The following is an 11,900-nucleotide window of genomic DNA, read 5'->3' as shown; positions in this document are numbered from 1 at the left end:
CCTTTCGTCCTTTATTCTAGGCGGGGCGAACAGACAGGTTCGCCCTACATCCGGATATTATTCCACCGTCACGCTTTTCGCCAGATTTCTCGGCTGGTCGACGTCGCTCCCCCGCAGCACGGCGATATGATACGCCAGCGACTGGAGCGGGATCGTCATCAAAATCGGGCTGACGTGGGGATGAATCTTCGGGACATAGAAAATCTCATCGGCCAGGGAGGCCAGTTCGCTGTCCCCTTCTTCCGCAAAAGCGATGATGATCCCGCCGCGCGCCTTCACCTCCATCACGTTGTTGACGATCTTATCGTAAACGTCGTCCTTCGGCGCCAGAATGACCACCGGCATGTTCTCGTCGATCAGGGCGATCGGGCCATGTTTCATCTCACCCGCCGGATAGCCTTCCGCATGGATATAGGAAATCTCCTTCAACTTGAGCGCCCCCTCCAAGGCGACCGGGTACTGGATCCCCCGGCCGAGGTAGAGGAAGTCGCGGTGCCGGAAGAAGTGCTTCGCGATCGCCGCGATCCGCTCTTCGTGCCGGAGGAGTTCCTCGATCTGCTTCGGAAGATGGACGAGGGCATGGATCAACCGCTTTCCTTCTTCTTCCGGAAGAACTCCCCGTTTACGGCCGAGATAAATCGCCAACAGGGTCAATGCGGTCAATTGGGTGGTGAAAGCCTTCGTCGAGGCGACGGAGATTTCGGGACCGGCATGGGTGTAGAAAACGGTCTCCGCCTCCCGGCTGATGCTGCTGCCGACCACGTTGCAGATCGAGAGGGTCCGGGCCTTTTTGGATTTCGCCTCCTTGAGCGCCGCCAGGGTGTCGGCCGTCTCTCCCGATTGAGAGATCGCGACCAGAAGATCGTTCTCCAAGAGCCGGGGATTTCGGTAGCGAAACTCCGACGCGATATCGACCTCGACCGGAAGATGGGAGAGCGATTCGATCAAAAATTTTCCGACGAGCGCTGCATGCCAGGAGGTGCCGCAACCGACGAGGATCGCCCGCCGGAATTTTTGAAGGTCGCTCTCCGACCAGCCGATCTCGTCGAGGTAAACCTCCCCCGCCTCCTGCGCCACGCGGCCGCGGATGGTATCGACGATCGCCCGCGGCTGCTCGTGAATTTCTTTCTGCATGAAGTGGCGATAGCCCCCCTTTTCGGCCATCACCGGGTCCCATGAGATATGCTGGCTCTTCTTTGAGAGGAGCGCTCCCTTGAGGTCGGAGATCTCCGCGCCGTTCCGGGAGAGGACGGCCAGCTCCCCATCTTCCAAGAAGATCACCTCGCGCGTGTGGCTCAAAAAAGCAGGGATATCGGAGGCGACGAAAAACTCTTTGTCTCCCACCCCGATCACCAGCGGACAGCCGGACCGGAAAACGATCATCTTCTCCGGCTCTTTCTCGGAGATCAGGCAGATCGCATAACTTCCGACCATCTTTTCAATGGCGGTCCGGACCGCCTGCTCCAGCGGCATTCCTTTTTGATAAAGGTGATCGACGAGCTGGACGATCACCTCGGTATCGGTATCGGAGGTGAAAACCCGCCCCTCGGACTGCAAACCCTTTTTCAACGAGAGGTAGTTTTCGATAATTCCGTTGTGAACCACGACCAAGGAGCCGGCCCGGTGGGGATGGGCATTCTGCTCGGAGGGCTTTCCGTGGGTCGCCCACCGGGTGTGGCCGATTCCTAAATAGCCCTTCGGCGGGATGCCCGAGAGGGTCGATTCGAGCGCGGCGAGTTTCCCGACCGACCGCTTCACCTCCAACGCCCCGTCCGAGAAGTACGCGATCCCGGCCGAATCATACCCCCGGTACTCCAACCGCCGAAGCCCGTCGACCAGAATCGACACGACGTTTTTCTCCCCGATATAACCGATGATGCCGCACATATGAACGACTCCAAATGACGGACGGCGGAAGGCTCCCGCCTCACTCCGCCCGTTTTTTTCTTCTCCGACGGACCCAGCCTTCTTTATTTTCTTGCCGGATGCGTGAAATCGCGAGCGCCTCCGGCGGGACGTCTCGTGTGATCGTCGAGCCGGCGGCGATCAACGCGCCAGCGCCGACCCGGACCGGCGCCACCAGCTGCGTGTCGCTTCCGATAAAAACTTCATCTTCGATGATCGTCTGGTATTTCTTTTCGCCGTCGTAGTTGCAGGTGATCGTCCCCGCGCCGATGTTGACCTCTTTCCCGATCACCGCGTCCCCGATATAGCTGAGATGGTTCGCCTTGGAACCCTCCCCCAACTCGCTCTTCTTGATCTCGACGAAGTTTCCGACCTTGGCCCCCTTCCGAAGCACCGTTCCGGGCCGGAGATGGGCGAAGGGGCCGATCGACGCGCCCGATTCGATCTCGGATTCTTCAATGACGCTGTAATCCTTCACAACGACATGCTCTCCTAAGCGGCTGTTCTCGATCCGGCAGGCGTGCAGGACGCAATCTTCACCGATCTTCGTCTTCCCCTCCAAAGCGACGCCGGGATGGATCACCACATCGCGTCCGATCTCCACCGAGGCGTCGATCCGGACGTGGGAAGGATCGAGGATCGTCACCCCTTCGGCCATCCAGCGGGCGGCGATCCGCTTCCGGAGCGTCCCCTCGGCCGTCGCCAAATCGGCGCGGCTGTTCACCCCGATCACCTCGTCCGGATCGGCCGCAGCACCCGCGAGCCGCTCCCCCCGGCGGGCGGCGATCCCGATCAGGTCGGTCAGATAGTATTCCTTCTGCTGGTTGTTCGGCTGGACTTCCCCGAGCCCATCGAAGAGAAACGGCGCTTCGATGATGTAGACCCCGGTGTTGATCTCCTGGATCGAGCGCTCCGCCGGCGTGGCATCTTTCTCTTCAACGATCCTGGAGATCGCGCCGTTTTTCTTTCGGAGGATGCGGCCGTACCCATGGGGGTTCGCCAGGCGCGTGGTCAGAAGGGTCATCGTCGCCCGCTCCTTTTGATGAACCTCCCAAAGCCGCTGCACCGTCTCCGGCCGCAGAAGCGGCGTGTCGCCGCTGAGGATCAAGACCGAGCCGGAAAAGTCTTCGAGCGCTTTCTTCGCCTGGAGAACGGCATGCCCCGTCCCCAGAGGGGGATCTTGAAGAAGGGAGGTCACTCCCCATGATGAAACGGCCTCGGAGACCTGTTCCGCGCGATGGCCGATGATGACGAAGGTCCGCTGAATCTCCAGCCGCTTGACCAGATCGAGAACGTAGAAGAGCATCGGCACCCCGGCGAGGGGATGAAGGACCTTCGCCCGCTTCGACTTCATCCGTTTTCCCTGGCCGGCCGCCAGAACAATCGCCGCCCGTTCGCCCGAGGGACGCGGAAATTCCCCAGGTTTACCCGCAGCGATTCCTCTCTTTCGGCTGTTTCGTCGCGGCGCTGAAGGGTGATGCCCCCCCTTTTTCTTTCCGTCTTTCATGGCTGGATCAGTTTAGACCTTCAGAATCGTTCAAATCGGCTTCAAAACGGGATGCAAAGGACCATCAGGGTAATACAATCGATGCAAACGAGACAATATACCTGACTTTTCAGGCTGCTTGCAATATTTTTTTCCCCGAACTCGGAAAGGGAAGCCGCCTACAACCCAAGCAGCCTTTTCGCATTTCCAAAAAGAATTTTCTCCCACACCGCCGGTTTAAACCCTGCCTTCTCGAAATCGGCGATCCAGCGTTCGGGGGTCAGAAAAGGGTAATCGGAACCGAAGAGGACCCGATCTTGAAGCAGACTGTTGGCATGCTGCACCAGCGAAGGGGGAAAATACTTCGGAGACCAGCCGGAGAGGTCGATGTAAACGTTCGTCTTATGAACGGCGATCGCCAGCATCTCCTCCTGCCAGGGCCACGAAGGATGCGCTCCGATGATCGTCAGGTTGGGAAAATCGGCGGCGATATCGTCGATGCAGGGAATCGGCCGGGCGTATTTCAACTTCAGGCCGTTCCCCCCCGGGACCCCCGCCCCGACCCCGGTCGTCCCGGTATGAAGGAGCAGCGGAATCTTCAGCCCTTCGCAGCATTCCCAGAGCGGATAAAACTTCCGATCGTTCGGATAAAAGGCCTGGATGATCGGATGGCATTTTAATCCGCGCAGCCCGAGCGCCTTGACCGCCCGCTCCAACTCGCGAACCGCCAGGGCCCCTTTCCAGGGATCGACGCCGGCAAAGCCGATGAAGACGTCGGGATACTTCTGAACGATGCCGGCAACATAGTCGTTGGTCACCGGCGGCAAGCCGGTATGCGTCTCCGCATCCCAGGCGAGCAACACCCCCATCATGTCGAGCCGGCGATAATACGCCGCCATCTCCTCGATGCTCACGACGGCGTCGTGCCGGTGAAAATAGTGAAGCGCGTCGGAAAGATATTTCCCCCCGGCATCGACCAGATACTCCCTGGTCCCGGGATGGACATGCATGTCGATCGCCCGCATGGCTGCTTTCTCCTAAGAATTCCGAGATTGTACCATAACTCTCTTCTCGAATTCCTCCGAAAACACTTCCGGCTTGTAACTTTTTTAAAGTCAATCTAGAAAACACCCCGTATCCCTTAAAAATCAAATTTGATAGGGTGATCCGGCATCGCGATCGGACCGAATTTCAATCTGCCGGAATCCGGCCGACCCGATGCCGTTACTCTTACCGAGACTTTCAATAAAGGAGAAAATGATGCTCCAATCGATTGGGTTTGGATGGTTCATCCTGGCGGCCTTTCTTTTCAGCAACCTTGTTTGGTTTTGGGACACGGCCATCACTCCTCCCCCCCGCACGATGAGAAAAAAACGGGCGCCCAGATCGGCCAAGCTGATGATAAAAAAGGTGACAAGACGCCCTGCCCTCCCGATGGCCCGGCTTCATCAACTGTCCGCCAGAAAGCCGGTCGCTCAACCCATTCCGTAAAACGCTTTGAGCGGACCGGATCACCTTTCCTCCTCTTTTCGAACAATGCGGACGCTCACCGGCGCGACGACGCGCCGGTGAGCCACGCGTGAACCGGTTTAAAAAACCCGGTTTTATTGATGAACCCCTCCGGGTCGCCTTCCGTCCTCTTTATGGAACATCCACTCCCCCTTTGCCCCAAAATGTCACTCGCTGTGAAATCGCCTCCACAAGTTTAAACTTCTAAGGTTGCCGGCCTTCTCCCGGCCATCCGTTCGATTCTTCCCTTCGCAATTGGAATTGTTGAAGAAAAAGAACCTATCCGACATCCGCCATTCTTGGCACCACTATTGCTTTAAGGTATCGTCCTAGGTATCTCCGGCCGGGATGGCGTCAAGCGCGCAAGCGGCTATCTCAGGCCCTTGAGCGGTATATTCCAGCTCAGGATAGGCTCCGGCTTTGAAAAGCGCGGACCTTCGATTCAATCCAAACTGAAATGGAGGAGAGAATGCGACCACCGAAATTCCTGTTACAGCTGATCGTAGCGGCAATGCTCTTTGTTTCGCTTCCGAAGATGGGATGGTCTTTCGAAGTCAACGATCGGCTGCGGATCGACGCCTTCGGAACCCAAGGGTATCTCAGAACCAGCGAGAACGAATTCCTCGGCACCGATTCGAGGGGGACCTTCGATTTCGGCGCCTACAACCTCTTGATCAAAGCAAACCCGGCCGAGCGTTTTCATGTCTGGCTGGAGTTGTTCTCTTCCTCCCAGCTGGACGACATGATCATGCTGGAGTGGGCTTTCGGCGAATATATCTTCAACGATCAGGCCCATCTGAAGTTCGGGAAAATCCCGGCGCCGATCGGGATCTATAACGAGATGCGGGACGTCTACCCGATGTTGCCCCTCTCCCTCCTTCCCGCCTTCTATGCCGAGGCCACCGAGTTCAGCCCGGCGACCTTCAAAGGGGTGGGGCTCAGCGGCCGAACCTCCGCCCTCGGAATGGAGATCGAATACGACCTCTTCGGGGGAACGAGCTACTTCAATCACTCGACAAACACCCGTCGATACGAATCTGTGACGGGCGCCCGTCTCTGGCTGAATTCACCGAACCGTGTCCTCCGTTTCGGGCAGAGCCTCTTTTCCGGCACCGAGATGCCCGACACCGGGGCGACCGCCGGACAGCGGATTCGGATGACCACCTACATTCCGTCGATCGAATACTTCTCTCCCATCGGGCTGAACATACGCGGCGAGCTCGGCCTGCATTACCACCAGGGTGAGCTGAAGAACCCGAAAGACCCCCGACGGCTCGGCTACTATGTGGAAGCGACCTACATGATCGCAGAGCGCCTGATGCCGGTGGTCCGTTATGATGTCTATTATCCCCGCCGGCGCGAAGTGAACACCGCCGCCGATTATCAAAAGGATCTCACCGTCGGCTTCAACTACAACGTGACCCATTTTCTGGTTTGGAAGGCGGATGTCCACTTTATCAAAGGCACCGCCCTTCTCGCCGCGGCGGATAACCCCTCCCCCGAAGAGGAATGGCGGCTTTACGCCACCAGCATCTCTTTTCTGTTCTAATCGTGGAAACGGCTCCACCTTTGACAGGCGAGCCTTTTTTAGATAAGGTAGGGATGATTCCGGGGGTCTGAACCTGGAGAGTCGGTGAGGGGGAGATCGATGGACGATCTCCTCCTCCATCATAAGATCGAAGGGATCGTCTTTCGATGAAAATCGTTCTTCTGGCGCTGGTCATGCGCCTCTTGATGATCGGCGCCGCCTCGGCGCAAGAGACCGCCTCATTCAAGATCGTTGTGAATCCTTCCAACGGCATCTCTTCCCTGACGAAGGAGCAGATCTCGGATCTGTTCTTGAAAAAGGTGACACAGTGGGAAAACGGGCGGAAGGCCCTCCCGGTCGATCAGGTCACCGCCTCGACGATCCGCGAAAAGTTCTCCAAAGAAATCCATGAAAAATCGGTGACGGCAATCAACAGTTACTGGCGGCAGAAGATCTTCTCCGGCCGCGACGTCCCCCCTCCCGAAAAATCATCCGACGCCGACGTGCTAGCCTATGTCGCGGAAAACGCCGACGCCGTCGGTTATGTCTCGGCCAATGCCCCGGTCGATAAAGTCAAAGTCCTGAAGATTACGAAGTAAGCCTCCCCTGTCCGGACAACCCCCGAACGCTCCCTCCTACGCGATTGATCCCCGATGTTACGAGCGATCCCGCACCGCCGAGAGAAAAGCAAACGCGCGCGCTTCAGTCCAATAACGGACCTTCCAGGGCGAGGAACCTCCGACGAAACCGGTGTGGCCGCCGGAAGGAGGAAAATCGGCCGTGAGCCATTTCGACTGCGCGACGACTTTGAAAGGAAGACACTCCCGCGGCAGGAAGGGATCGTTCTGGGCGTTGATGAGGAGGACCGGCCGGCGGATCGCATCGAGAAACTTTTTCGAGCTGGTGCTCGTCCAATAATCGACGCCGTCCCGGAATCCATGGACCGGCGCGGTCACCTGATCGTCGAACGCGGCGAAGGAGGCGATCCGCCGCAGCCGCGCCGGATCGACCAGGCCGGGATATTGCCGCTCTTTGATCAACGCCTTCTCCTTGAGCGTTCTTAAGAAGACCTTGCCGTAAATCCGGCTGAATCCGCGGTCGATGTTCCGCGCCGCCTCGGCAAGATCGAACGGCACCGAGATCGCCGCCGCTCCCCGGACCGGATCGGGGGCCTTCTCCCCCTGCTCGCCGAGCCATTTGAGGAGGACGTTTCCTCCGAGCGAGAAGCCGATCAGAAAGAAGGGAGAGCCCGGAAAGCGTTCGATCAGCCGCCGGACGACCCAATCGATATCGGTCGTCTCCCCCGAATGGTAAAACCGCCGCTGCCGGTTGATCTCCCCGCTGCACGACCGAAAATTCAGCGCCGCCCCCCGCCAGCCGAGCCGGTTCGCCTCCCGGAGCATGCCGAGAATATACTTCGCGCGGGAAGAGCCTTCCAGACCATGGAGGCACAAGACGGTCGGGACCGGCCCGACGCCTTCTTTCGCCGGATCGGGATCGAAGAAGTCGAGATCGAGAAAGTCATCATCGGGGGTCTCCCACCGCTCCCGCCGGAGGGTGACGGTCGGAATCTCCCCATAGAGCCGCCGCCAGACGGTCTGCAGATGCGGGCCGGGACACCACCAGGCCGGGTTAAAGTTGTCGTGCTGCATAAAATACCCGACAATCAATTACGAATCTGAAAATTAGGAATGAGGAATCGAATTCAGGAAGAAAAGTTTCGCTCTTGATTCCTAATTGAACGACTCCTAATTCCTAATTGCATTTTAGTGACCCCTCCATTATGATGATTGTTTCGGAGGTTGTATGAAGGGGCATTTTATCACATTCGAAGGGGTCGAAGGGAGCGGGAAAACCACGCAAATGGCGATCCTCGGCCACGCCCTCGAAACACGAGGATACCCCGTCGTTCGGACGCGCGAGCCGGGCGGCACCAAGATCGGCGACGCCATCCGCTCGCTCATTCTCGACTCCAAAAATCAGATGATGGACGCCAAAACCGAGTTCTTGCTCTACCTCGCCAGCCGCGCGCAGCATCTGAAAGAGGTGATTCTCCCCGCCCTGGCGGAGGGGAAGGTCGTCCTTTGCGATCGATTCGCCGACGCCACCTATGCCTACCAGGGATACGGCCGGGGCCTTTCGAAGCGGGAGATCGAGCTGATCGGCCGCTTCGTCACGGGGGGGCTCTCCCCCGATCTGACCCTGCTGCTCGATATCGATGTCAAAAAAGGTCTCGCCCGATTGAAGGGACGAGAGGAAATCAACCGGCTCGACCAGGAAGCGCTTCAGTTTCATGAATCGGTCCGAAAAGGCTATCTCAATCTGGCCAAAAGAAATCCGCGCCGCATCCGGGTGATCCGGACCGACGCCGGTGTCGAAGAGATCGCAAAAAAAATTAAGGAGGCGGTGGATGACTATTTCCGGGTCCCCTGACAAGCCCGCTTTTCAGGGTGGCTTTCGTGATATTATCGGGCACCCGCGGGCGCTCGATATTCTGCAATCGATGCTCCTCTCCGAGGAGGTCCCCCATGCCCTCCTCTTTATGGGGGAGGCGGGGATCGGCAAGCGCACCGTCGCCCTCACCTTCGCGCAGACGCTCCTCTGCCACGAGCGGCAGATGCCGGAGGGGGAATCGGAAGGGTGGATCGAGCCGTGCAATCGATGCCTCTCCTGCCAGAAATTCGCCGCGCAGAACCATCCCGACTTGACGATCATCGAACCGGAAGGAGCCTCGATTAAGATCGAGCAGGTCCGCGCCCTGCAGGATAAAATCATTTACAAGCCGCTCGACGGGCCGAAGCGGATCGTCATCATCGACCCGGCCGACAAGATGAACGCCGCCGCCGCGAACGGCCTTTTGAAAACCTTGGAAGAGCCGCCGAGCCATGCCATCCTGATCTTGGTCACCTCGAAACCTTTTTCCCTTCCGGAGACGATCCTCTCCCGCTGCCAAAAAATTTCCTTCTATCCCCTCTCCCTCTCGCAGGTGGAGCGCCTTTTGACCGAGCGGAAAGGATGCTCGACGCAGGAAGCCCGGTTGATCGCTTCCCTCACCGGCGGCGATCTGGGGGAAGCGCTCTCGCTGGAGATCGAAGGGGCGCGGGAGCTCGAAGCGGCGCTCTACACCCTCGTCTCCGAGACGACCCTCAACGATTATGACGCGCTCTTCGATGCCGCCACCGCCCATTCCCGGGATGAAGCGGTCATGGCCCAATCGCTCCACTATCTCTCCGCCTGGTTCCGCGACGTCCTGGTGCTGCAATCGGTCCCGAACCCGGAAATCCTCGATCCCTCCTGGCTCGTCTACAGCTGGCGCCATGAGGAGATCCGGCGATGGGCGACGCGGATGAATTCACACGAAGTCGGATCGTTCCTGGCCGACATTCAAGAGATTTACCAGGCGCAGGTCCGCAACGTCAACCGCCAGCTCGCCCTCGAAACCCTCCTGATGCAATTAAGAGACAAAGTGCTGAGCCAAAAACAGAAGGCCTCCGGATGACCTCGAAAGAAAAGTTCTACCTGACCACTCCGATCTATTATGTGAACGACGAGCCCCACATCGGCCATGCCTACACCACGATCGCCGCCGACGTCCTCGCCCGCTACCACCGGCTGCTTGGACATGATGTCTTCTTTCTCACCGGCACCGACGAGCATGGGCAGAAGGTGGCGCAGGCCGCGGCGAAGCGGAACGTCCCCCCGCAGCAGCATGCCGACGAGACGGTCGTTCGCTTTCAAGCGCTCTGGAAGAAGCTCGGCATCTCCAACGACGATTTCGTCCGTACAACCGAAGACCGGCACAAGCGGGTCGTCCAGGCCGTTCTCCAAGAACTTCAAGACAAGAAGGAACTCTACACCGGCAGCTATGAGGGATGGTACTGTCTCCCCGACGAGCGGTTCTGGACCGAGAAAGATCTGGTCGACGGGAAGTGCCCCGACTGCGGCCGGCCGGTGGAGCATCTTTCGGAGCAGAACTACTTCTTCAAGATGGGACAATACCAAGACAGACTCCGGCAATACATTCGCGATCATCCCGACTTCATCCGTCCGGAGAGCCGCCGCAACGAGGTCTTGGGATTTTTGGAAAAACCGCTCACCGATCTCTCCATCTCGCGCCCCAAGAGCCGCCTCCCGTGGGGAATCGAATTTCCGTTCGATCCGAACTATGTCACCTACGTCTGGATCGACGCGCTCGTCAACTACATCTCGATCCCCGGCTACGCCACCGATCCGGCCCGTTTTCAAAAATGGTGGCCGGCCGATTTGCATCTCGTCGGAAAAGATATCCTGACGACCCACGCCGTCTACTGGTCGACAATCTTGATGGCGCTCGGCCTCCCGCTGCCGAAGACCCTCTTCGCGCACGGCTGGTGGACGCTCAATGCGCAGAAGATGTCGAAGAGCCTCGGCAACGTCGTTCATCCCGGCGACGTCATCGAAAAGTACGGCGTCGATCCGTTCCGCTATTTTCTCTTCCGGGAAGTTCCCTTCGGCCAAGACGGCGACTTCTCCGAGACGGCGCTGATCAACCGGATCAACAGCGATCTCGCGAACGACCTCGGCAATCTCCTCTCGCGAACGCTGACGATGCTGGAGCGCTACACCGGCGGCCGCACCCCCCCCGCGCACGAGGGGAAGCAGGCGGAAGATCTCGATCTGCGCCGAAAGATGGAGGCGCTGCCGGCGCGGGTCGATGTGCTGCTGGCGCGGCTGGAATTTCAGAAGGTGTTGATCGAGATCTGGGACGCGGTCAATCAGGCGAACCGGTATATCGAGGGGGCTGCGCCGTGGGTCCTGGCGAAAGATCCCGCCAAGGCGGAGCGGTTGCAGACGGTCCTCTACCATACGGCCGAGGCGCTTCGCATCGTCACCCTCTTCGTCTCTCCATTCATGCCGGCGACAGCCTTGGAGATGGCGCGGCAGATGGGGCTTCCCTCTCTCTTCGAGGGGATCTCTCTGAAGGAGGCGGCGCAATGGGGCCGGCTGCCGGCCGAGCAGCCGATCGCCAAGGGAAAGTCGCTCTTTCCACGCATCGAAAAAAAGACGGAGAAGACATTGGAGAAAGAACCGACCGCCGCCGCTCCCACCCCCACTGAAAAAGCCCCTGCCGAGAAAAAGAGTGCCCCGGCCTCCCCGGCCGGTTTTAAGCCCGCCATTCCCTACGATGACTTCGCCAAGATCGATCTGCGCGTGGCGGTGATTCTCGCCGCCGAGAAGGTCTCCGGATCGAAGAAGCTGCTCAAGCTGCGCGTGACGCTCGGCTCGGAGGAGCGGCAGGTCGTCGCCGGCATCGGGACGAAGTATGCGCCGGAGGCGCTGATCGGAAAGCGGATTGTGCTGGTGGCGAATCTTCAGCCGGCGAAGATTATGGGGGTGGAGTCGCAGGGGATGCTGCTAGCGGCGGGGGCGGAGGAGGTTTTGGAACTGGCGACCTTTCTCGAAGAGATCCCGCCGGGGACGCGGATTAAGTAG

The 11,900-nt window shown here is 58.9% G+C and carries 10 protein-coding genes; 6 read left to right on the top strand and 4 right to left on the bottom strand.

Features of this window, described 5'->3' with window-relative positions; translation table 11 throughout:
- Positions 1-57: 57 nt before the first annotated feature.
- The 3 genes from glmS to MNODULE_RS15805 form a co-directional block, all read right to left on the bottom strand.
- A complete protein-coding gene (gene glmS, locus MNODULE_RS15815; RefSeq protein ID WP_168061624.1) occupies positions 58-1,887 on the bottom strand; it encodes a glutamine--fructose-6-phosphate transaminase (isomerizing) in 1,830 nt (609 codons plus the stop codon).
- A 40-nt stretch (positions 1,888-1,927) separates the two neighbouring features.
- Positions 1,928-3,412 (bottom strand): bifunctional UDP-N-acetylglucosamine diphosphorylase/glucosamine-1-phosphate N-acetyltransferase GlmU, encoded by a 1,485-nt coding sequence (gene glmU, locus MNODULE_RS15810; RefSeq protein ID WP_168061622.1) that lies wholly within the window; start codon positions 3,410-3,412, stop codon positions 1,928-1,930.
- Between the two features lie 158 nt (positions 3,413-3,570).
- Positions 3,571-4,416, bottom strand: coding sequence for an amidohydrolase family protein (locus MNODULE_RS15805; protein WP_168061620.1), 846 nt, complete (start codon positions 4,414-4,416; stop codon positions 3,571-3,573).
- Positions 4,417-4,648: 232 nt separating this feature from the next.
- Here MNODULE_RS15805 and MNODULE_RS15800 point away from each other — a divergent pair, with 232 nt between their 5' ends.
- From MNODULE_RS15800 to MNODULE_RS15790, 3 genes are all read left to right on the top strand, one after another.
- A complete protein-coding gene (locus tag MNODULE_RS15800) occupies positions 4,649-4,882 on the top strand; it encodes a hypothetical protein (RefSeq protein WP_168061618.1) in 234 nt (77 codons plus the stop codon).
- Positions 4,883-5,369: 487 nt separating this feature from the next.
- Complete coding sequence (locus MNODULE_RS15795; protein WP_168061616.1) at positions 5,370-6,449, top strand: hypothetical protein; 1,080 nt, start codon at positions 5,370-5,372, stop codon at positions 6,447-6,449.
- A gap of 146 nt (positions 6,450-6,595) precedes the next feature.
- Positions 6,596-7,027, top strand: coding sequence for a type 2 periplasmic-binding domain-containing protein (locus MNODULE_RS15790; protein ID WP_168061614.1), 432 nt, complete (start codon positions 6,596-6,598; stop codon positions 7,025-7,027).
- 57 nt (positions 7,028-7,084) lie between these two features.
- Here MNODULE_RS15790 and MNODULE_RS15785 read toward each other — a convergent pair whose 3' ends face one another.
- Entirely contained in the window at positions 7,085-8,080 is a 996-nt protein-coding gene (locus MNODULE_RS15785; protein ID WP_168061612.1) for a YheT family hydrolase, read from the bottom strand.
- A gap of 154 nt (positions 8,081-8,234) precedes the next feature.
- Between MNODULE_RS15785 and tmk the strand changes: the two genes are divergently transcribed.
- Genes tmk through metG form a run of 3 tightly spaced genes read left to right on the top strand, consistent with a single transcriptional unit; the run spans position 8,235 to position 11,900 of the window.
- Positions 8,235-8,861 carry a dTMP kinase gene (gene tmk / locus MNODULE_RS15780; protein ID WP_168061610.1) on the top strand — a complete coding sequence of 209 codons (627 nt, stop codon included), beginning with the start codon at positions 8,235-8,237 and terminating at the stop codon, positions 8,859-8,861.
- Positions 8,839-9,927 (top strand): DNA polymerase III subunit delta', encoded by a 1,089-nt coding sequence (gene holB, locus MNODULE_RS15775; protein ID WP_168061608.1) that lies wholly within the window; start codon positions 8,839-8,841, stop codon positions 9,925-9,927. Before tmk ends, holB begins: the two co-directional genes overlap by 23 nt.
- Complete coding sequence (metG, locus tag MNODULE_RS15770; protein WP_168061606.1) at positions 9,924-11,900, top strand: methionine--tRNA ligase; 1,977 nt, start codon at positions 9,924-9,926, stop codon at positions 11,898-11,900. The genes holB and metG overlap by 4 nt, the downstream gene beginning before the upstream one ends.

The organism is Candidatus Manganitrophus noduliformans, from assembly GCF_012184425.1.
GTDB classification, from domain to species: domain Bacteria; phylum Nitrospirota; class Nitrospiria; order SBBL01; family Manganitrophaceae; genus Manganitrophus; species Manganitrophus noduliformans.
This window is presented reverse-complemented; position numbering and strand designations above follow the sequence as displayed.

What these genes read in the sequence shown, in the direction of transcription:
- glmS (WP_168061624.1), bottom strand. Translation starts at nt 1,887, where the DNA reads ATGTGCGGCATCATCGGTTATATCGGGGAGAAAAACGTCGTGTCGATT.
- glmU (WP_168061622.1), bottom strand. Translation starts at nt 3,412, where the DNA reads ATGAAAGACGGAAAGAAAAAGGGGGGGCATCACCCTTCAGCGCCGCGA.
- MNODULE_RS15805 (WP_168061620.1), bottom strand. Translation starts at nt 4,416, where the DNA reads ATGCGGGCGATCGACATGCATGTCCATCCCGGGACCAGGGAGTATCTG.
- MNODULE_RS15800 (WP_168061618.1), top strand. Translation starts at nt 4,649, where the DNA reads ATGATGCTCCAATCGATTGGGTTTGGATGGTTCATCCTGGCGGCCTTT.
- MNODULE_RS15795 (WP_168061616.1), top strand. Translation starts at nt 5,370, where the DNA reads ATGCGACCACCGAAATTCCTGTTACAGCTGATCGTAGCGGCAATGCTC.
- MNODULE_RS15790 (WP_168061614.1), top strand. Translation starts at nt 6,596, where the DNA reads ATGAAAATCGTTCTTCTGGCGCTGGTCATGCGCCTCTTGATGATCGGC.
- MNODULE_RS15785 (WP_168061612.1), bottom strand. Translation starts at nt 8,080, where the DNA reads ATGCAGCACGACAACTTTAACCCGGCCTGGTGGTGTCCCGGCCCGCAT.
- tmk (WP_168061610.1), top strand. Translation starts at nt 8,235, where the DNA reads ATGAAGGGGCATTTTATCACATTCGAAGGGGTCGAAGGGAGCGGGAAA.
- holB (WP_168061608.1), top strand. Translation starts at nt 8,839, where the DNA reads ATGACTATTTCCGGGTCCCCTGACAAGCCCGCTTTTCAGGGTGGCTTT.
- metG (WP_168061606.1), top strand. Translation starts at nt 9,924, where the DNA reads ATGACCTCGAAAGAAAAGTTCTACCTGACCACTCCGATCTATTATGTG.